At 43.6% G+C, this 21637-nt stretch carries 16 protein-coding genes; all 16 read left to right on the top strand.

Features of this window, described 5'->3' with window-relative positions:
- Positions 1–173: 173 nt before the first annotated feature.
- The 16 genes from PG766_RS10380 (at position 174) to PG766_RS10455 (ending at position 21419) form a co-directional block, all read left to right on the top strand.
- Positions 174–269 (top strand): DUF3791 domain-containing protein, encoded by a 96-nt coding sequence (locus tag PG766_RS10380; RefSeq protein ID WP_243006402.1) that lies wholly within the window; start codon positions 174–176, stop codon positions 267–269.
- A 52-nt stretch (positions 270–321) separates the two neighbouring features.
- Entirely contained in the window at positions 322–3303 is a 2982-nt protein-coding gene (locus tag PG766_RS10385) for a type I restriction endonuclease subunit R, EcoR124 family (protein ID WP_117823497.1), read from the top strand.
- 62 nt (positions 3304–3365) lie between these two features.
- A complete protein-coding gene (locus tag PG766_RS10390) occupies positions 3366–4289 on the top strand; it encodes a site-specific integrase (RefSeq protein ID WP_118199613.1) in 924 nt (307 codons plus the stop codon).
- A gap of 162 nt (positions 4290–4451) precedes the next feature.
- Entirely contained in the window at positions 4452–6134 is a 1683-nt protein-coding gene (locus PG766_RS10395; protein ID WP_118199614.1) for a phospho-sugar mutase, read from the top strand.
- Positions 6135–6575: 441 nt separating this feature from the next.
- A complete protein-coding gene (locus tag PG766_RS10400) occupies positions 6576–7139 on the top strand; it encodes a manganese efflux pump MntP (RefSeq protein WP_117557718.1) in 564 nt (187 codons plus the stop codon).
- A gap of 112 nt (positions 7140–7251) precedes the next feature.
- Positions 7252–7932, top strand: a complete 681-nt coding sequence (locus PG766_RS10405) for a response regulator transcription factor (RefSeq protein ID WP_022220129.1) — start codon at positions 7252–7254, stop codon at positions 7930–7932.
- Positions 7929–9389, top strand: a complete 1461-nt coding sequence (locus tag PG766_RS10410; protein WP_117834948.1) for a sensor histidine kinase — start codon at positions 7929–7931, stop codon at positions 9387–9389. The genes PG766_RS10405 and PG766_RS10410 overlap by 4 nt, the downstream gene beginning before the upstream one ends.
- Before the next feature lie 143 nt (positions 9390–9532).
- Positions 9533–10138: an imidazole glycerol phosphate synthase subunit HisH gene (hisH, locus tag PG766_RS10415; protein WP_055249198.1), complete on the top strand. Its 606-nt coding sequence runs from the start codon at positions 9533–9535 to the stop codon at positions 10136–10138.
- Positions 10139–10149: 11 nt separating this feature from the next.
- Positions 10150–10914, top strand: coding sequence for an imidazole glycerol phosphate synthase subunit HisF (hisF, locus tag PG766_RS10420; protein ID WP_118199615.1), 765 nt, complete (start codon positions 10150–10152; stop codon positions 10912–10914).
- A 16-nt stretch (positions 10915–10930) separates the two neighbouring features.
- Positions 10931–11605, top strand: coding sequence for a uracil-DNA glycosylase (locus tag PG766_RS10425; RefSeq protein WP_118199616.1), 675 nt, complete (start codon positions 10931–10933; stop codon positions 11603–11605).
- Between the two features lie 301 nt (positions 11606–11906).
- Positions 11907–12266 (top strand): ArsR/SmtB family transcription factor, encoded by a 360-nt coding sequence (locus PG766_RS10430; protein WP_022220999.1) that lies wholly within the window; start codon positions 11907–11909, stop codon positions 12264–12266.
- Between the two features lie 39 nt (positions 12267–12305).
- Positions 12306–12860, top strand: a complete 555-nt coding sequence (locus PG766_RS10435) for a tetratricopeptide repeat protein (RefSeq protein WP_049938179.1) — start codon at positions 12306–12308, stop codon at positions 12858–12860.
- A gap of 60 nt (positions 12861–12920) precedes the next feature.
- Positions 12921–14162 carry a GTPase HflX gene (hflX, locus tag PG766_RS10440; protein ID WP_022220997.1) on the top strand — a complete coding sequence of 414 codons (1242 nt, stop codon included), beginning with the start codon at positions 12921–12923 and terminating at the stop codon, positions 14160–14162.
- A gap of 3 nt (positions 14163–14165) precedes the next feature.
- A complete protein-coding gene (locus PG766_RS10445) occupies positions 14166–17519 on the top strand; it encodes a PD-(D/E)XK nuclease family protein (protein WP_118199617.1) in 3354 nt (1117 codons plus the stop codon).
- Positions 17510–21154, top strand: coding sequence for a helicase-exonuclease AddAB subunit AddA (gene addA, locus PG766_RS10450; RefSeq protein WP_118199618.1), 3645 nt, complete (start codon positions 17510–17512; stop codon positions 21152–21154). Before PG766_RS10445 ends, addA begins: the two co-directional genes overlap by 10 nt.
- Positions 21147–21419, top strand: a complete 273-nt coding sequence (locus PG766_RS10455) for a DUF1294 domain-containing protein (RefSeq protein WP_117557752.1) — start codon at positions 21147–21149, stop codon at positions 21417–21419. Before addA ends, PG766_RS10455 begins: the two co-directional genes overlap by 8 nt.
- The last annotated feature ends 218 nt before the right edge of the window (positions 21420–21637 follow it).

The following is a 21637-nucleotide window of genomic DNA, read 5'->3' on the forward strand; positions in this document are numbered from 1 at the left end:
GCCAACCTCGACCACCTCATCACTCTTCACCAGCGTAAGTGTGATGAATTGCAAAGCATTAAGAAATTTATGTTACAAAATATGTTTATATAGAAAATAAGTCGTCATATTATGATTAGAACAATAATAGGTGACAGATAGACCTGGTTTTATGCCGAAAGGAAGTGGTTTTGATGAGTGAGCAGAAAAGAAAAATTGGTTTTACTATTGCATGTGTAAATGAATTTGCCCGTAAGTATCAGATAAGTAGCAAAGAGGCATTTCAGTAGGAAGAACCAGAAAGTATAATTTCCAATAACAATCATAAAGGAGAAGAAAATCATGCCAGAGTTGGAGTCAATGATAGAACAAAAACTGATCGATCAGCTGATTTACGGTGAGTCACAGTGGACATACAGGGAGGATTTGAAAACAGAGGCAGATTTATGGGCGAATTTCAGATATATCCTTGAACAGAATAACAAAGACAGGCTGAATGGGGAACCTTTGTCAGACTCAGAATTTGAGCAGGTAAAGAACCAGTTGCAGTTTTCTTCATTTTATAAAGCAGGTGAATGGCTGGTTGGAGAGAATGGGAAAGTGCAGGTTCATGTTCAAAGAGATACGGAAAGACTTCACCTGGTAGTGATGAATCATGAACATATTGCCGGTGGCAGCAGTGTTTATGAAGTAATCAATCAGTACAGTGCGTTAAAAACAGATGATGAAAATACCAGTTTGACAAGAGACCGGCGTTTTGATGTAACGCTGATGATTAATGGACTTCCAATGATACATATTGAATTGAAGAATAAGCAGCATTCTTACATGGAAGCGTTTAATCAAATTAAAAAATACATCAGCGAAGGAAAATTTGCTGGAATTTTTTCGGCTGTTCAGATGTTCGTTGTAAGTAATGGTGCTGATACCAGATATTTTGCAGCAGCCAGTGATACAGAGTTAAATCCGAAGTTTATGAGTGGCTGGGTGGATAAAGACAATAATCAGGTGGCAAATTATCTTGATTTTGCAAAAAGTGTTCTTCGGATTCCGGAAGCGCATGAAATGATTGCGAGATATACAGTGCTGGATGAGGATGCAAAACGTCTGATTTTGCTTCGCCCATATCAGATTCATGCAATTGAGTCGATCCGAGAGGCATCGAAGACGGGAAAATCCGGTTATGTATGGCACACAACCGGTTCTGGAAAGACATTGACTTCCTATAAAGCAACAAGAAATCTTTTGATGGATATTCCGGCAATTGATAAAGCGATTTTCCTGATTGATAGAAAAGATCTGGATACGCAGACTACAATGGCATTTCAGGCGTATGCAAATAATGACCTTGTAGATGTTGATGAGACAGATAATGTAAATGATCTTAAGAAAAAACTCAGGTCTGATGACAGACAGGTGATTGTTACAACGATTCAGAAGATGCAGATTCTTGTAAGCAAGAGACTTCAGGAAGGAACGCCAGAATATAATAAAATTAAAAATTTGAAAATTGCTTTTGTAGTAGATGAGTGCCATAGAGCAGTTACACCAAAAACAAAAAGAGAACTGGAACGATTTTTTGGCAAATCTTTATGGTATGGATTTACCGGCACACCGAGATTTGCTGAAAATCCTTATCCACAGATGGGAGATTTGCCGAGAACTACCGAAGAATTATATGGTGAACGTCTTCACCGTTATACAATACAGAATGCGATTCATGACAAAGCTGTCTTAGGATTCCAGGTAGAACATAATGGTCCGAAAAACATTGCAGATGAAACAGATAGTAGTGCATATGATAACGAAACACATATGTTAAGTGTATTAGATATCATTTTGAATAAATCTTATCACAAGCTTGGCTTTCAAAATGGAAAAGGTCAAACCTATGAAGGACTCCTTACTACGAGTTCTATTCAGATGGCACAGAAATATTATGATTTGCTGACAAAAGTAAAAAATGGAGACACTTCACTTGTGATTGATGAGAAAATCAAACAGGTATTACCGGATTTTCCTAAATTTGCAATTACTTATTCGGTAACAGAAAACGAAGAGGGATCACATGTAAACCAGGAGAAAATGCAGCAGTCTCTTGATGATTACAATGGAATGTTTGGCACTAAGTTTGAAATTTCACAGATTCAGGGATACAATAGCAATTTAAATAAACGGCTGGCAAGAAAAGATGCCAAATTCAAGAGCAGAAATGAACAACTGGATCTGGTTATTGTGGTTGATCGTCTTTTGACAGGATTCGATGCACCATGTATGTCGACTATTTTTATAGATCGTCAACCAATGGGACCACATGATTTGATTCAGGCATTTTCAAGGACAAATCGTATTTACGATAAAAACAAAACCTACGGACAGATTGTGACTTTTCAGGCACCACAGCTTTTTAAGAAATGTGTGGATGATGCGGTGAAGCTGTATTCAGCAGGAAGTACAGGAACAGCGCTTCTGGCAGAATGGGAAGAAATAGAACCGGCATTTCGTAAGGCGCTTGCAGCTTTAAAAGTATGTGCAGAAAATCCTTCAGACATTCCGAAAATGTCTATGAAGGAAAAGAAAGTATTTGCAAAAATGTTCCAGTCTTTTGACAGTCTGTTTGCACAGCTGAAATCATTTACCAAATATGATGACACCATGCTTGAAGAATATGGATTTACGGAAGAAGAATATGATGAGTATGTAGGTCATTATAAAAATGTTATGGAAGAAATTCATGAAGAAACTCCGGACGGTGGCGGCTCAGAAAAGGAATCAGGTGAAGAAATTGATCAGGACTATGAATTGATGGCGTACAGTAATACAAAGATTGATTACGAATATATTATCAATTTGATTCAGAATATTGTTACGCCAGTAGAAGAGGGAGAAGAAATATCGTCGGAGGAGAAACAAAGAAAAATTGCGGAAGTTCTGCAGTATGTTGAAGAACTGCGAAAGAGTAATGGCAAGGTAGCAGAAATCATGTGTGATCTGATTGGAGATATTGAAGAAGATGATACAAAGTACAGAGGAAAGTCAATCCTTAATATTGTAGAGAACATGAAAAGGAATTGTATAAATACGGTTATCGCAGATTTTTGCAGTACATGGTGTGCTTCAAAAGATGACGTTATGTATGCGGCAATGCATTATAGAAATGGTGAGATCCCGAATGAAAGTGCAATTAAAGCAACGGTTGATTACACAAAATATAAAGCGGGACAGGAAAAGCCACTTCCGAAGTTTAAATATTTTTCACAGATGATGGCAGATTTAAGGATGATTCTGGAAGAGGAAATTAAGCCATTGCTGATAACTGTATAGGTGTTTGGAAATTTATAGATGTTTGCATCAGCGTAAGTAATTTCAAGAAATGGAGGGAACTTATGCGAAGTGATACAAACAATCTGCTTTTTTGTGAATATTATGCTCAATGGATAGAAATCTATAAAAGAGGTGCGATCCGGGAAGCAACGATGGCGAAATATTTAATGACGCAAAAATGGGTAGAAAAATTGATACCAGAGTTGAAAGTTTCAGAATTGACAAGAACGGCATATCAGAAACTTTTGAATGATTATGCAAAAGATCATGAAAGGCAGACGACTTTAGACTTCCATCATCAGTTGAAAGGTGCGATTCTGGATGCTGTTGATGAAGGAATGATTGAAAGAGATCCAACCAGAAAAGCAATCATTAAAGGAAAAACACCAAGAGTAAAAAAGATAAAGTATCTGAATCAGTTTGAACTTCATACGCTGATTGATGATCTTGATATCGGAGAAGAACCAAACTGGGACTGGTTCATTCTTCTGGTAGCAAAGACTGGCATGCGTTTTTCAGAGGCACTTGCTATTACACCTGCGGATTTTGATTTTTCCAGACAGACATTATCGATAAACAAAACATGGGATTATAAAGGCAATGGTGGATTTTTACCTACCAAAAATAAATCCTCGGTAAGAAAAATTCAGATTGACTGGCAAATCGTAGTTAAATTTTCGGAGTTGACAAAAAGACTTCCTGAAGATAAACCTATTTTTGCAGGAAAATCAAAAATTTATAATTCTACTGTAAATGAAGCACTTACCAGACATTGCAAAAAATGTGGTATTTCTGAAATTTCAATTCATGGACTTCGCCATACACATGCGTCGTTATTGCTGTTTGCAGGTGTATCAATTGCCAGTGTTGCCCGTCGGTTAGGACATGCAAGTATGACGACAACACAGAAAACATATCTTCATATTATTCAGGAGCTGGAAAACAAAGATGTGGATCTGGTAATGAGAACTTTATCAGGATTGTAAAATGAAACAAATTATGAAAATACTTACGCTGAAATTTAGAGTGTTTTAACGGACTTTTCTCGCCCAAATCATTGCGGGTTAGTCAAAGATATGGTATATTTAAAGTATATTTTTGTCAAAATGTACAAAAATAAGAACAAATTATAGTAGGGAGTGGTCAAGATGTATCAGGAAGAGTACAAACGTTGGCTGGAAGCAGATCTGGAAGATGCCGATCTGAGTCCGGAATTAGCGAGAATTGAAGGAAATGACGAAGAGATAAAAGATCGTTTCGCTGTAGCTCTGAAGTTTGGAACAGCCGGACTTCGTGGAGTTCTCGGAGCAGGAACGAATCGTATGAATATTTATGTAGTACGTCAGGCAACACAGGGACTGGCGAACTGGGTTAAGACACAGGGTGGCACACAGACTGTGGCAATCAGCTACGACAGCCGTCTGAAGAGTGATGTATTTGCAAAGACAGCAGCAGGTGTTCTGGCAGCAAACGGAATCAATGTCAGAATCTATGACGCGCTGATGCCAGTGCCGGCACTTTCATTTGCGACACGTTATTATAACTGTAATGCAGGAGTTATGGTAACTGCATCCCACAACCCGGCAAAATACAATGGTTATAAAGCATATGGACCGGACGGATGCCAGATGACAGATGATGCAGCAGCAATCGTATATGCTGAAATCCAGAAGACAGATGTCCTCACAGGTGCAAAATACATATCCTTCGCAGAAGGTGTAGAAAAAGGGCTGATTCGTTTTGTAGGAGATGACTGCAAGAAGGCGCTTTATGAAGCAATCGAATCACGTCAGGTAAGACCGGGACTTTGCAAGACAGCAGGACTGAAGCTGGTATACAGCCCGCTCAATGGTTCAGGACTTGTTCCGGTAACACAGGTATTAAAAGACATCGGAATCACAGATATCACAATCGTTCCGGAACAGGAATATCCAAACGGATACTTCACGACCTGCAGTTATCCGAACCCGGAAATTTTTGCAGCTCTGGAGCTTGGACTTAACCTTGCAAAAGAGACAGATGCAGATCTGATGCTTGCAACAGACCCGGATGCAGACCGTGTAGGTATTGCAATGAAGTGTCCGGATGGTTCTTACGAACTGGTAAGTGGTAACGAAGTCGGTGTTCTGCTTCTCGATTACATCTGCGCAGGACGTATTGAAAAAGGAACCATGCCTGAGAAAGCAGTTGCTGTAAAATCAATCGTATCTACTCCGCTTGCAGATGCAGTTGCAGAGCATTACGGTGTAGAACTCAGAAGCGTACTTACCGGATTCAAGTGGATCGGTGACCAGATCGCACAGCTTGAAGAGGCCGGAGAAGTAGATCGTTTCATTTTCGGATTTGAAGAGAGCTACGGATACCTTGCAGGACCGTATGTACGTGATAAAGATGCTGTTATCGGATCTATGCTGATCTGCGAAATGGCAGCTTACTACAGAAGCATCGGAAGCTCACTGAAGCAGAGACTGGAAGAAATCTACGCGCAGTATGGACGTTATCTGAACAAAGTAGACAGCTTTGAATTCCCGGGACTTAGCGGAATGGACAAGATGGCAAGTATCATGGAAGACCTTCGTAAGAATCCGCTCACAGAAGTAGCCGGAATCAAGGTTGCATCTGTTACAGATTACACCAAACCGGAAGAAACCGGACTTCCTTCTGCGAATGTACTGATCTACAAACTGGAAGATGGCGAGACTGTTATTGTTCGTCCTTCAGGAACAGAGCCGAAGATTAAGATCTATTACACAACACTTGGAAAAGATCTGGAAGAAGCACAGGCAAAGAAAGACAAATTCGCAGAAGCATTAAAGCCGATCATGGCGTAGCAGTCAAAAGTTGATTTTGGAGAATGAGTCTGATCTGAATTTGGAGAGAATCAGGCTTGACAGAAAAGAACCTGCCCGATATAATAATTTTTATCGATAAGGGAGTAGTTGGCGCGATGACGTAGCTTTGTCAACATACTGACAGCAATGGCTGTCTGGCATAGCTTTAAATAATGAGACTTATTCGTAGTATTTTATGCTACGAATAAGTCTTTTTTTGTGCATACGATGAGCCAAGTGCAGATTTGTGCTTGCACAAGTATCTGCATTTGGCGAATGTACATCATCAAGCTGTTAAGCGAGATGGTGTACAAAGTATACAAATCGAGTAGGAGTCAGCCTGCTCGATTATATACGATGAGCCAAGTGCAGGCAAAGTACTGCCGCAGACAATTATTTTCACATTGGATAAGATGATTAGCTTTAAAAAGGAGAAAAATTATGGGTTTAATTGAATTGTTTTTGATTGCAGTAGGGTTGTCCATGGATGCATTTGCAGTTTCTGTCTGTAAAGGACTTGCTATGCCGAAGTGCACTTTCAAAAAGGCGGCTATTGTTGGCTTATGGTTTGGCGGATTTCAGGCATTGATGCCGGCAATTGGTTATATTTTAGGAGCGCAGTTCCAGGAAGCCATTGCTTCTATAGATCACTGGATCGCATTTGTATTACTTGCGCTGATTGGTGGAAATATGATTCACGAAGCATTGGACAATGACGAAGAGGAAGCCGATGCAAGCCTGGATGTGAAGACCATGTTCCTTCTCGCAGTAGCAACCAGCATTGATGCACTCGCTATAGGAATTACCTTTGCATTTCTTAAGGTAAGTATTATTCCGGCGGTCTGTTTTATCGGAATCGTGACCTTCATCATTTCCTTTGCCGGAGTAAAGATTGGTAACGTCTTTGGAGCCCGCTATAAGAACAAAGCCGAAATTGTCGGTGGGGTCATCCTTATTCTGCTTGGTCTGAAGATTTTGTTAGAGCATCTTGGCTTTTTAGGATAAAAATAAATACGAAACTACGATCCTGTTGTTCTTCTTTCACATAAAGAACACAATTATCTGCTATTCTGGTGTATAATTAGAAATAAAGTGATAAAAGGAGCCCGTGAGAGTTATGGATAAACTGAAAATTCTTGTAGTAGATGATGAAAGCCGTATGCGCAAATTGGTGCGCGATTTCCTGGAAAGAGAAGGATATGCGGTACTCGAAGCCGGAGACGGTATGGAAGCAATGGACATTTTTTATGAGGAAAAAGATATTGCACTGATCATCCTGGATGTCATGATGCCGCATATGGATGGCTGGCAGACCTGCCGTGAGATCCGTAAAGAATCAAAGGTTCCGATCATTATGCTGACCGCAAGAAGTGAAGAGAGGGACGAGCTTCAGGGGTTTGAACTCGGTGTGGATGAGTACATTTCCAAACCGTTCAGCCCGAAGATCCTGGTTGCAAGAGTTACTGCGATTCTGCGCAGAACCAATGCGCTTGCTTCGGATGATCTGCTTCATGCGGACGGGATCGAGATTGATAAAGCAGCACATATGGTGAAGATCGATGGAAAACCGATCGAACTCAGTTACAAAGAGTTTGAACTTCTGACATATTTTGTGGAGAATCAGGGGATCGCTTTATCGAGAGAGAAGATTCTTAACAATGTATGGAATTACGATTATTTCGGTGATGCCAGAACCATTGATACCCATGTAAAGAAGCTGAGAAGTAAACTTGGTGATAAAGGAGATTATATTAAGACTATCTGGGGTATGGGGTATAAATTCGAGGTACAGTCATGAAATATTCAATAAAAAGACAGATGATGACTGTTTTTGTAGGTCTGATTCTATTTATGATCGTTGTATTTATGATCGTCAACGGAAGCTTTCTGGAGAAGTATTATATTTCCAATAAGAAATCAGAATTTATAAAGGCCTATACAATGGTGCAGGAAGGTGTGGAGAACGGGACAATCGATTCTGAGACACCGGAAAAAGACCTGGGAAGATTTACAGAGAAAAATAATATTTCCATTGCAGTCATCGATTCAGAATACAATGTGGTTTATACTAATGTAAGAGAAAAACAGATGATGGTCGTACAGCTTTTCGGATATCTGTACGATAAGAATCATCAGGAGATTCTGGAAAAAACGGACAGTTATGATATCTGCAAGTCGGTTGATCCGCAAAATAATACAGAGTACCTGACCATGTGGGGAAACTTTGACAATGGTGATATCTTTATCATGCGAAGCCCGCTGGAGAGTATTCGTTCGGCAGTCATGATTTTTAACAGATTTATCGGAGTCGTCGGCGGATGTGTGATTCTTGTGAGTGTATTGCTTGCGTGGTATTTCTCAAAAAGGATCACGGAGCCGATCATGGAGCTCGCAACACTTTCACAGAAGATGGCCGATCTGGATTTTGATGCAAAATATACCAGCGGCGGAAGCAACGAAATCGGTGTACTGGGAGAGAACTTTAACCGGATGTCAGAAAGACTTGAGCAGACGATTTCCAATCTGAAAGAAGCCAACTATAAATTGCAGAAAGACATTGAGCAGAAAGAAAAACGAGAAAATATGCGAAGCGAATTCCTGGGGAATGTTTCCCATGAACTGAAGACGCCGATTGCCCTGATCCAGGGATATGCAGAAGGCCTGAAAGAAGGCGTCAATGATGATCCGGAGAGCCGGGAATTCTACTGTGAAGTCATTATGGACGAGGCAGGAAAGATGAACCGGATGGTGAAGAATCTACTTGCCCTGAACCAGCTGGAATTTGGTGAGGATGATGTACAGTTTGAACGGTTTGATATTACTTCATTGATTTCGGGTGTCCTGCAGAGTCTGGATATTCTGATTGAGCAGAAAGAAGCACAAGTGATTTTCCGCCACAAGAACCCTGTTTATGTCTGGGCAGATGAGTTTAAGGTTGAGCAGGTTGTCCGGAACTATGTCAACAATGCACTGAACCATGTCGATGGTGAGAAGGTGATCGAGATCAAGATCACCCAGGAAAATGATATGGCAAAAATTACCGTATTCAATACCGGAACGCCGATTCCGGAGGAAGATCTGCCACATATCTGGGAGAAATTCTATAAGGTTGATAAGGCAAGGACCAGAGAATACGGTGGAAATGGTATCGGGCTTTCCATTGTGAAGGCGATCATGGACTCCTTTGGAAAAGGATACGGTGCGATCAATCATACCAATGGTGTTGAGTTCTGGTTTGAACTGGACATGAAATAAACGCGAATCTTGCAATTCGCACTGTAACGTGGTACATTATAAAAGAGCTTATTACTGATTGACACAGGGAAGAAGATTGTGACATGAGCGGAAAAAGCTCTTTTGAATAACTACAAGAATATAAAAATCGTGAGGATATGCGGATGATAGCGATTATTGATTATGATGCAGGAAACATTAAAAGTGTAGAAAAAGCGTTAAAATATCTTGGTGAGGATGCGGTTATCACAAGGGACAGAGAAGAGATACTTTCTGCCGATAAAGTGATCCTTCCGGGAGTCGGTGCATTTGGCGATGCCATGTACAATCTGAAAAAATATGGATTGGATGAAGTGCTTCGCGAAGTAGCAAAGAGACAAATCCCGCTTCTTGGAATCTGTCTTGGGCTTCAGCTTTTGTTTGAAAGAAGTGACGAGACGCCAGGTGTGGAGGGGCTTGGTATTCTAAAAGGAGAGATCCTTAGAATTCCGGACTGTCCGGGACTTAAGATCCCGCATATGGGATGGAACTCTCTGAAGCTTCAGAATGACGGCAGATTGTTTAAAGATTTACCTGAAGAGCCGTATGTATATTTTGTTCATTCCTACTATTTGAAAGCAACAGATGAAAGTATTGTAAAAGCGACAACCGAGTACAGCACACATATTCATGCTTCGGTTGAACAGGGAAATGTATTTGCCTGCCAGTTCCATCCGGAAAAGAGCAGTGATACAGGACTTCAGATACTGAAAAATTTTGTAGAATTGTAGGAGGGCAGACAGTGTTTACAAAGAGAATTATCCCATGTCTTGATGTGAAGAATGGACGGGTTGTAAAAGGTGTGAATTTTGTGGATCTCAAAGATGCAGGAGATCCGGTTGAGATTGCGAAGGCTTATGATAAGGCAGGTGCGGATGAACTGGTATTTCTGGATATCACGGCATCTTCGGACGACAGAAGCACGGTGGTTGACATGGTGCGTAAAGTTGCTGAGTGTGTGTTTATTCCATTTACGGTAGGTGGTGGAATCCGGACCGTTGACGATTTTAAGGCATTGCTTCGGGAAGGTGCGGACAAGATTTCTATCAATTCTTCTGCAATCAATCGACCGGAACTGATCCGGGAAGCAGCGGAGAAGTTTGGAAGCCAGTGCGTGGTTGTCGCGATTGATGCGAAAAGAAGAGAAGACGGCAGTGGGTGGAATATCTATAAAAATGGCGGACGCATTGATATGGGGATTGATGCGGTCGAGTGGGCGAAAAAAGTAGAAGCACTTGGCGCAGGAGAGATTCTTTTGACCAGTATGGACTGTGACGGCACGAAGGCCGGATACGATCTGGAGCTGACAAGGATGATCGCGGAAAATGTATCAATTCCAGTAATCGCATCTGGAGGAGCAGGTAATCTGGAGCATTTCTACGAAGTACTCGGTGAAGCGGGGAAGGCAGACGCGGCGCTTGCGGCATCCTTGTTCCACTATAAAGAGCTGGAGATCAGAGAAGTAAAAGAATATTTGAGAGAAAAAGGCGTATCGGTACGTCTGTAGAGAAAAGGTGGGGAATATGGCAGCAATTAACAATGACTGGCTGGATGCACTGAAAGGTGAATTTTCCAAGCCATACTATAAGAAACTATTTGAGACAGTGAATCAGGAATACCGGACACACCGGGTATATCCTCCGGCAGATGACATTTTTAATGCATTTCATCTGACACCGCTTAAGGATGTCAAGGTTGTGATCCTTGGCCAGGATCCATATCATGGAGATGGACAGGCAGAAGGTTTAAGCTTTTCTGTGAAACCAGGGGTTGATATTCCACCGTCACTGGTGAATATTTATCAGGAACTGCATGATGATCTGGGATGTACAATCCCAAGCCACGGCAATCTGGTGAAATGGGCGAAGCAGGGAGTACTTCTTCTCAACACGGTTCTTACGGTAAGAGCGCATCAGGCTAATTCACATCGTGGAATTGGCTGGGAAGAATTTACAGATGCAGCAATCCGTGTACTCAATACCCAGGACAGGCCGATCGTATTTATCCTGTGGGGAAGACCTGCACAGATGAAAAAGAGAATGTTGACCAATCCAAACCATCTGATCCTGGAAGCACCACATCCGAGTCCACTTTCTGCGTATCGTGGATTTTTCGGAAGCAAACCGTTCAGCCAGACCAACAAATTCCTTGAGGCGCATGGTGTAGAGCCGATCGACTGGCAGATTGATGAACTGTAAAGAATAAAAAATAGAGATTTCGGGCAGACTGTGAAGATTTATTTGCAGTCTGTTTGTTTCTGTTCACTCCCGTGTCAATCACTACGCTGATTGGCACGGAGGATGCACTTTTATCTTGAATGGCATCTCGCCCATCGCCAAAGGCGATTTAAAATGGCGAGATGCGTTGCTGGTCACAGGTACTGTGAACAGTAACGTCTGTTTTTCCTTTGCATGCCAGAATCAATGGAAACAGTTGACCGTAAAGAGATCATTTGGCATAATAGATATATGAATACTTGTTCATATGAAAGGGGTAACTATGAAAAAGACAGAAGTAGAATGTTGTGATACATTTTGTATACACGAAGAACTTGTACATAAGGCAGAGGGGCATATACCGGATGAAGAGGTTTTGAAGGATCTTGCTGATTTTTTCAAGGTATTTGCAGATACCACGCGGATCCGGATTTTATGTGTTCTTTTTCAGTCTGAGATGTGTGTTTGTGATCTGGCGGAAGTTCTTGGAATGACGCAGTCCGCGATTTCCCATCAGCTCCGGATGCTCAAGCAGATGAAGCTTGTGAAGAACAGACGGGAAGGAAAAACGGTGTTCTATTCCCTTGCTGATGATCATATCCAGACCATCATGAACCAGGGAATGGAGCATATTCTGGAATAACAGATGATATATCAATATAGAAGGAAGGAAACGATAACAGTGACAGCAGGAAGAAAGAAAAAGGTAATCATAGGGATCCTTGTAGCGCTTTGTATGACAGTAACGGGATGCGCCGGTTCTGTAAAAAAAGGAACGAAGTATCTGGAAGAAAAAGACTATAAAAATGCAGAGGTGGAATTCCAGGATGCGGTAGACAAAAAGAAGAATCTGGGAGAGGCTTATCGCGGACTCGGACTCTGCTACTGGGAACAGAAAAAGTATGAAAAGGCAGAGAAGGCGTTGGAAAAAGCATTGAAGAATGGAACGGAAGAGACGGCAACTCTTTATAATATTCTGGGAATCTGCGATCTGGAACTGGATAAACCGGAAAAGGCAGTGTATTATTTTGAAAATGGGCAGGAGCTTTCAGGCGCAGGAAAAGAGCTGCTAAAAGAAATGGCATATAATCTGGTAGTTGCCTATGAAAAAGCAGGGGATTACCAGTCTGCAAAAGAGAAGCTGGACAGTTATCTGAAAGCAAATCCAGATGACAAAAAAGCGCTGAAAGAGCAGGAATTTTTAAATACACAGATTTCGGAAGGAGATCAGCAGTAGAGCGGATTGGATGAGCAGATTTGATCCGGGACGGAAAGAAATCTGGCAGGGGAGAATAATATGGCACTTTATGAAATAAAAGAAGAAAAGGAAAGGGTAATTCTGGTCGGTGTCAGTACAAGGGAGAACGATGACACGGAAGATTCTCTGGATGAGTTAAAGGATCTGGTGAAGACGGCAGGTGCGGAAGCGGTCGGACGGGTAATCCAGAAAAGAGAGCTTGTCCATCCGGGAACTTATGTCGGAAAAGGCAAGATTGAGGAGATCCGGGAGCTTTTGTGGGAGCTTGACGCAACCGGGATCGTCTGTGATGATGAGCTGTCTCCGGCACAGATGAACAATCTGACGGATATTCTGGATGTGAAGGTGATGGACCGGACGATGGTCATTCTGGATATTTTTGCAGGACGGGCTTCTACAAGTGAAGGAAAGATCCAGGTAGAACTGGCACAGCTTAAGTACCGGCAGTCACAGCTTACCGGGGCAGGAAGGGCGATGTCACGTCTGGGAGGCGGAATCGGAACCAGAGGACCGGGAGAAAAGAAGCTGGAGATGGACCGGAGACTCATCAAGAACCGGATCGCACAGCTGAACCGTGAACTCAGGGAGGTGAAGAGACACCGGGAACTGACACGTGAGCAGCGGACGAAGAACCGGATCCCTGTTGTGGCAATTGTCGGTTATACCAATGCCGGAAAGTCCACGCTTCTCAACACACTGACCGGAGCCGGTGTGCTGCAGGAGGATCAGCTTTTTGCAACTCTTGATCCGACGACAAGAAGCCGGAAGCTGCCAAGCGGACAGGAGATTCTTCTGACAGATACGGTAGGCTTTATCCGGAAGCTGCCTCATCATCTGATCGATGCATTTAAAAGTACGCTGGAAGAAGCGAAGTATGCGGATCTGATCCTGCATGTAGTCGATGCATCCAATCCACAGATGGACGAGCAGATGTATGTGGTGTATGAGACACTGCAGCGTCTGGAGGCAATGGACAAACCGGTGGTCACGGCATTTAACAAGATGGACAGGATCGGGGAAAGCCTGACGGTACGGGACTTTAAGGCAGACCGGATCGTACAGGTGTCTGCAAAGACCGGAGAAGGTCTGGAGGCGCTTCTTCAGGCAATAGAAGAGATCCTGCGGGAGCAGAAAATTTATATCGAACGAGTTTATTCCTATCAGGAATCCGGGAAAATCCAGCTCATCCGGAAGTATGGAGAACTGCTGGAGGAAGAATACAAAGAAGATGGAATCCATGTATCTGCATACGTGCCGAAAGAGCTTGACGGGAGGGTATAACAGATGGCTTTACAGTTTATTTTTGGAAATCCGGGTTCGGGCAAGTCACATTATCTATATGAACATATCATTCGGGAATCAATGAAACATCCTGATACTAATTATATTATTCTGGTGCCGGAACAGTTCACGATGCAGACGCAGAAGGAACTGGTCCTGCGGCATCCGAGACATGGAATTATGAACATAGACGTGCTGAGTTTTGCACGTCTTGCTTTTCGTGTTCTGGAAGAAACAGGGAATGGAAGCAGGGAGATTCTGGATGATGAAGGAAAGAATCTGATTCTCAGGCGACTCGCGGGGAAAAAAGAAGATTCGCTAAAGGTTTTAAAAGGAAATATCAAAAAGCCAGGTTACATCAGTGAGGTGAAATCCGTTATTTCCGAGCTGACGCAGTACAACATTTCCCCGGATGGCATGGATGATATGATCACGGAGGCAGATGAGTCTTCGTATCTTGCCTGGAAATTGAAGGATATCCAGGTGATGTATCAGGCATTTGAAGAATATCTTGCAGATAAATATATTACAAAAGAAGAAATTCTGGACATTCTCTGCAATGTGATGGACAAATCGAGAATGCTGAAGGACAGTGTGATCGCGCTGGATGGGTTTACCGGATTTACGCCGCTTCAGAACAAGGTGCTGGGGGAAATGCTGCATCATTGTCAGAAGGTGATGATTACTGTCACGATGGATAAGAGGGAAGATCCTTACGTGATGAAAGACAAGTATCAGCTGTTTGCGCTGAGTAAGCAGATGGTGACATCTCTTGTGAAGATTGCAGGGGAGGAAAAGGTGCTGGTCGAAGAGCCGGTCTGTCTGTATCAGGAGCCGATCTGGCGTTTTAGAAATGCACCGGCACTTGCATTTCTGGAGAAGGAACTGTTCCGTTACAGTGGCAGGACTTACAGGGAAAAGCAGTCAAATGTGCGAATTTATGCAGCGACAAATCCCAGGATGGAAGTAGAATGCGCTGCCCAGAGAATACGTTTTTTAATTCGTAAGAAAGAATATCGTTACCGGGAGATCGCGGTGATCGCAAGTGACATGAATCTCTATGCGGATGAGATCGAGAAGACCTTCCGGGAGTATGAGATTCCGGTTTTCATGGATTATAAGCGGAATGTACTTTTAAATTCTTTTGTGGAGTATATCCGGAGTCTTCTTGCGATGGCAGAACAGAATTTTTCGGCAGAAAGTGTGTTCCGGTTTTTAAGAACGGATCTGACCGGATTTACCGGTGAGGAACTGGATCTTCTGGAAAATTATGTACTTGCTCTGGGCATCCGTGGCTACAAAAAATGGCAGGAAAAATGGATCCGCAGAGCGAAGGATACGACCGAGGAAGATTTGGAGGTACTGAATCATCTTCGGGTACGCTTTGTGGAAAAAACAGAAGATCTGGTGTTTGTCTTAAAACAGCGTCAGAAGACAGTGCGGGATGTGACGCTTGCAATCTGTGAATTTCTGGAAAAAGAAGAAATCCAGAAGCAGGTAAAAGTATTGGAGAATCAATTTACAGAAGCAGGAGAGCTTGCACTTGCAAAAGAATATGCACAGATCTATCGTGTGGTGATGGAGCTGTTTGACAAGTTTGTAAGTCTTCTTGGAGATGAGCGGATTGCGCTCAAAGAGTACAGGGAGCTTCTGGATGCCGGAATGGAAGAGGCAAGGATCGGTGTAATTCCGCCAAGTCTGGATGAAGTGATGGCAGGAGATATTGAGCGAACGAGACTGAAAGATATCCGGGCGCTGATCCTTCTGGGAGTCAATGATTCTTTGATTCCGGGAAATGCATCCGCAGGTGGACTGATTTCAGACAGAGACCGGGAGCGTTTTGAAGAAAGAGGAATTGCGCTTGCACCGGGAACAAGAGAAAAAAGTTACATCCAGAAATTTTATCTGTATCTGCACATGACAAAGCCGACGGAAGAATTGATGCTGACCTACAGTAAAGTATCGGCCGATGGAAAGAGCAGGAGGGCGGCATATCTGATCGGGGATCTGAAGCGGATGTATACAAAGCTTCCTGTATTTAATATGGATCAGTATGGGATGGAGACAAAAGAAATGCTTCCACAGACCGGGATCGGGTCATTGATCGAAGGATTACAGAACCCGAAAAAGATGGAGGAAGGCAGCTGGCAGGAGCTGTACCGCTGGTATTGTGCGCAGGAGGACTGGAGCGAAAAGGTGCATGATCTGGCAAGGATCAGCAGATACCGCAGGCCAGAGGACGATCTGACTTTGCAGACCGCGCGGAAGCTTTATGGAGACTGGGCACCAAGCATTTCAAGACTGGAGAAATTTGCGGCCTGTGCCTGTGCGCATTTTCTGACCTATGGACTTCGCCTTAAGGAGAGAGAGGTATATGAATTTGCTGCTCTTGATTTTGGAAATATTTTCCATAAAGCACTGGAAAAATATGCCCGCCGGGTAGAACGGGAAGGTATGGAATGGACTGAGGTTACAAAGGAGCAGCAGGAACAGTTTGCGTCGGAAAGTGTGGATGAGAGTATCGTAGATTACAGCAATACCGTAATCTACAGCAGTGCGCGGAACGCGTATATCGTGCCACGTATGAAACGTATGATGAACCGGACGGTCTGGGCGATGACAAAGCAGCTTCGGAAGGGAAGCTTTAAACCGGAGGGCTATGAGGTAAGCTTTGGAAGCGGAAAGATTGACAGGATCGATACATGTGAGACGGAAGATCAGGTCTATGTGAAGATCCTGGATTATAAAACCGGGGCAAAGAGTTTTGATATGGCAGCTTTTTATCATGGTCTGCAGATGCAGCTGGTGGTGTATATGGAAGAAGCAGTCCGGCTGGAGGAAAGAAAGCATCCGGGTAAAAAGATCGTGCCGGCAGGCATTTTCTACTATCGGATGAAGGATCCGATCGTCGGGAAAGAGTTGGATGAAGAAAAACTGGAAGAGGCAATTTTAAAGGAGCTTCGGCTGGATGGAATCATCCGTCAGGAGGATGCAGTGATTCAGAGACTGGATGCGGATTTTTCGGGGAATTCGCTTGTGATTCCGGCAGGAAAGACGAAAAGCGGCTATTCCAAAGCATCTAAAATGCTCCTGCCGGAAGAGTTTGATGCAGTGCTGACTTATGCAGAGAAAAGACGGACGGATCTGCAGGGAGCAATGTACCGCGGAAAGGCGGAGGCACTGCCGTATGAGATGGGTACGCAAAATGGCTGTGCGTATTGCCCATACCGGGATATCTGCGGATTTGATGAGCAGATCGAAGGATATGAATACCGGAAGCTGGAGAAGCTTCCGAAGGAAATTGTAATGGAGAAAATTATGGCGAAGCTGGAAGAGGAGAATCAGACATGGGAGTAAAATGGACCGAAGAACAGCAGCAGGTGATCGACCTGCGTGATCATAATATTCTGGTGTCAGCAGCCGCTGGTTCCGGGAAAACTGCTGTTCTGGTGGAGCGGATTATTGCGAGGCTGACAAGGGATGCAAATCCGGTGGATGTCGACCATATGCTGATCGTGACCTACACTGAGGCGGCGGCTGCTGAGATGAAAGAAAGAATCGGTGCTGCGATTGAGAAGGAGCTGGAGGAGGATCCGTCAAGTGAACATCTGAAGCGGCAGTCTGCCCTGATCCATACAGCAAAGATTACAACGATCCACAGCTTCTGCCTGTCTGTGATCCGGGAGTATTTTCACACGATCGATCTGGATCCGGGATTCCGTATTGCGGAAGAAGGAGAATTAAAGCTTTTGAAGCAGGACGTGATGAAAGAGCTTCTGGAAGCAAAATATGAAGAAGGAAACGAGGATTTCCTGCGTTTTGTGGAGACTTTTGCAACCGGAAGGGAAGATCTGCAGGTGGAAGAAATCATCAGCAGACTGTATGAATTTGCCGGAAGTTATCCGGACCTGGAGGAGTGGCTGGATGGCTGTGCAAGGATGTACGAAGAGAGCGGGGAAAATGCCATCTATATTGAAAAGGTGATGGAGTATATCCGGAGAATAGTTGCGGATATGCAGATGCTGATGGAAAAAGCGGATCAGATCTGCATGGAACCGGACGGACCGTATATGTATGGAGAAATGCTGGAAGCAGATCAGAAAGTACTGAGAAAGCTTTTTGCGGCAAAGAGCTATGAAGAAATGTATGAGGCACTGAAAGAAAAGCCGGCATGGAAAACTCTGTCCAGAAAGAAAGATGACGCAGTAGATCCGACAAAAAGAGAGCAGGTAAGAACCTATCGGGATACCTGGAAGAAACTTATCGATGACATTCGAAACAATTATTTTTTCCAGCCGCCATCTGAGATGGAAGCAGACCGGAAAATCTGCATTCCGGTGATGCATGAGCTGGTCAGTCTGGTAAAAGAATACCAGAGGGTACTTGCAGCTAAAAAGGCAGAAAAAAATCTGATCGATTTCCGGGATATGGAACAGTTTGCCTTGCAGATCCTGACAAGAAAAGAAAACGGAAAAAGAGTGCCTTCTGAGGTAGCCAAGGAGTATCAGAATACATTTGAGGAAGTAATGATCGATGAATATCAGGACAGTAACCTGATCCAGGAGGCGATCCTGACCAGTGTGTCCCGGATCAGCAGAGGGGAAAATAATCTCTTCATGGTAGGAGATGTGAAGCAGAGTATTTACCGTTTCCGCTTGTCAAGGCCGGAGCTTTTCATGGAAAAATTCAATACCTACAGTCTGACGGACGGAGGAAACAGGCGAATCGATCTGCACAAAAATTTCCGAAGCCGGGCAGAAGTGCTGGATGCGGTAAACTTCATTTTCCGACAGATCATGACCGAAGAGCTTGGAAGGATCACATACGATGAGAATGCTGCACTTTATGTGGGAGCTTCTTACCCGGAATCCGAAAAGAATGAGACAGAAATCCTTCTTCTGGATACAAAAAGTGAGGAAGAGGATACCGGGCTTTCTGTGCGAAGCGGAAGCCAGACGGCAAAAGAGCTGGAAGTCCGTCTGATCGCACAAAGAATCGGAGAGCTGATGGAAAGTCAGCAGATTGTAGATAAAGAAACGGGAATGTTGCGACCGGTACGCTATCAGGATATTGTAATCCTGACAAGAAGCCCTGCAGGATGGACCGATACTGTTACACGAATTTTGCAGGAGGAGGGATTACCGGTTCTGGCTGAATCAGCAGATGGGTATTTTGAAACTCTGGAAATTGGATGGATGATGGACTATCTGCGTGTACTTGACAATTTTCGTCAGGACATCCCACTCGTTGCGGTGCTGAAATCTCCGTTTGGAAGAATGACAAATGAGGAACTGGCACAGATCAGAGAATTGAATGCAGAAGTACCATTTTATCAGAATGTACTGGAAACAGCGGATCCGGGAAAAAAGACCGATCTTCCGGCGGGCATTCTGAAAAAAGTGCGCGATGTATTTGGATGGCTTTTTTATTTCCGGGAGCGGATACCGTACACGGCAATCCATGATCTTCTGTGGGAGATCGTGAAAAAGACAGGATACCGGGATTATATCGCGGCAATGCCAGGAGGAAAAGGAAGGCGCGCGAATCTTGATATGCTGATCACCAGGGCAAAGGCATTTGAGGCAACCAGCTATAAGGGACTGTATCATTTTGTCCGTTATATTGATCAGCTCAAGAAATATAATGTAGACTTTGGGGAAGCCGGGCTTTACGATGAGCAGACGGATGCAGTTCGTCTGATGAGTATCCATAAGAGTAAAGGACTGGAATTCCCGGTTGTGATCGTGGCCGGAATGGGAAAGAGGTTCAACATTCAGGATACCACGGCAAGCGTTGTGATCCATCCGGATCTGGGGCTTGGAATCGATGCGATCGATCTGGAGCGGCGAACCAAATCTCCGACACTATTAAAGAAAGTTATTCAAAATGAAATCGGTCTGGAAAATCTTGGTGAGGAGCTTCGTGTGCTTTATGTAGCACTTACACGTGCAAAGGAAAAGCTGATTCTTACCGGAACGGTTCCACATGCGGCAGACAAACTGGAAGCCTGTCAGCTGGAACAGGAAAACAGTCAGAAAGAAACACTGGACTTTACAAAACTTGCACGTGCAACGTCTTATTATGACTGGATCCTTCCGGCGGCAGTGCGTAAAACAGAAGAAGTTCCAATCGAATTAAAAGTGATTGGTGTTGATACGCTTGTAGAAGGTGAAGTGGATAAGGAAGCAGCAGATTATCTGGAAAAAGAGGTGTTCCTTGAAAAAATAGAAGCAGAAGAACATCCGATGGCTGTGACGGATGAACGTTTTCGGGCAAAAATCGAGGAAGCATTTTCCTACAGATATCCGTATCAGGGTGAAGATCAGATGAAAATGAAGTACACCGTGTCAGAGCTGAAAAAATATGCGGCAGCTTCGGAAGAAGAAGATGGAGAAATACTGATTCCGGAAGAGGAGATTGTTCCAATCCTTCCGAATTTTATGAAAGAGGAAGAAGAGGTAAAAGGAGCAACAAAAGGAACAGCTTATCATAAAGTAATGGAGCTTCTCGATTTTACGAAAATATATACGATGGATTTACTGCGGGAAAACATAGAGAATCTGAAAAACGAAGGATACCTGGATGCGGGAACAGCCGGGTGTATTCAAAAAAAAGAAATTATGGAGTTTCTTAATACGAATGTCGGAAAAAGAATGCAAAATGCAGCCAGGGCAAAAACACTTTACCGCGAGCAGCCGTTTGTTCTCGGTGTAGATGCAAAAGAATTTTATCCGGATCAGAAAAAGGGTGAAATGGTACTGATCCAGGGAATTATTGATGCTTACTTTGAAGAAGACGGAGAAATCATCGTACTCGATTATAAAACCGACCGTGTACAAACCGAAGCAGAACTAAAAGACCGCTACCGGGAACAGCTCCGCCTTTACACCAAAGCCCTCGAACAGATCACCCGGAAAAAAGTAAAAGAACAGATCATCTACTCCTTCACCCTTTGCAAAGAAATCCACCTGGAGGGCTACAAAAATGATTAAAATAATACTCCTGGCATACCTGCTATTGATCAACATCATCACCTACTTCACCTACGCCGCCGATAAAACCAAAGCCCGCCAAAACAAATGGCGAATCCCCGAACGAACCCTCATCCTCCTGGCCCTTCTGGGCGGCTCCCCCGCCGCCCTCCTTGCCATGAAACACTACCACCACAAAACCCGCCACCTGAAATTCAAATTAGGAATCCCTATTATTCTAATCATTCAAATAATAATCACATTTTTTCTTTACCCAAATATTTAAAATATTTGATTCCCCAGCACAGTCGCCTTACAGGCGCTGTGCGTCCCCTTTATCCAAAACATAATACCAAACGAAACTCTCCCACTCAGGGACGCTGCGCCTCCTTTATATAACTTTCCTTCCTGAAAAATTTTGCAGCCGTCCCGTCCCCTTTCACAATCCTTCAAATTTCGTCCCAGCATCAGCCCAGGCAGCCCGCCCAAGCGGATGGCTGGTCA

The sequence above is a fragment of the Coprococcus sp. LG101-27 genome (assembly GCF_027695515.1).
GTDB classification, from domain to species: Bacteria; Bacillota; Clostridia; order Lachnospirales; family Lachnospiraceae; genus Allocoprococcus; species Allocoprococcus comes.

Coding starts and splice junctions, on each gene's coding strand:
- PG766_RS10380 (WP_243006402.1), top strand. CDS start 174: ATGAGTGAGCAGAAAAGAAAAATTGGTTTTACTATTGCATGTGTAAAT.
- PG766_RS10385 (WP_117823497.1), top strand. CDS start 322: ATGCCAGAGTTGGAGTCAATGATAGAACAAAAACTGATCGATCAGCTG.
- PG766_RS10390 (WP_118199613.1), top strand. CDS start 3,366: ATGCGAAGTGATACAAACAATCTGCTTTTTTGTGAATATTATGCTCAA.
- PG766_RS10395 (WP_118199614.1), top strand. CDS start 4,452: ATGTATCAGGAAGAGTACAAACGTTGGCTGGAAGCAGATCTGGAAGAT.
- PG766_RS10400 (WP_117557718.1), top strand. CDS start 6,576: ATGGGTTTAATTGAATTGTTTTTGATTGCAGTAGGGTTGTCCATGGAT.
- PG766_RS10405 (WP_022220129.1), top strand. CDS start 7,252: ATGGATAAACTGAAAATTCTTGTAGTAGATGATGAAAGCCGTATGCGC.
- PG766_RS10410 (WP_117834948.1), top strand. CDS start 7,929: ATGAAATATTCAATAAAAAGACAGATGATGACTGTTTTTGTAGGTCTG.
- hisH (WP_055249198.1), top strand. CDS start 9,533: ATGATAGCGATTATTGATTATGATGCAGGAAACATTAAAAGTGTAGAA.
- PG766_RS10425 (WP_118199616.1), top strand. CDS start 10,931: ATGGCAGCAATTAACAATGACTGGCTGGATGCACTGAAAGGTGAATTT.
- PG766_RS10430 (WP_022220999.1), top strand. CDS start 11,907: ATGAAAAAGACAGAAGTAGAATGTTGTGATACATTTTGTATACACGAA.
- hflX (WP_022220997.1), top strand. CDS start 12,921: ATGGCACTTTATGAAATAAAAGAAGAAAAGGAAAGGGTAATTCTGGTC.
- PG766_RS10445 (WP_118199617.1), top strand. CDS start 14,166: ATGGCTTTACAGTTTATTTTTGGAAATCCGGGTTCGGGCAAGTCACAT.
- addA (WP_118199618.1), top strand. CDS start 17,510: ATGGGAGTAAAATGGACCGAAGAACAGCAGCAGGTGATCGACCTGCGT.
- PG766_RS10455 (WP_117557752.1), top strand. CDS start 21,147: ATGATTAAAATAATACTCCTGGCATACCTGCTATTGATCAACATCATC.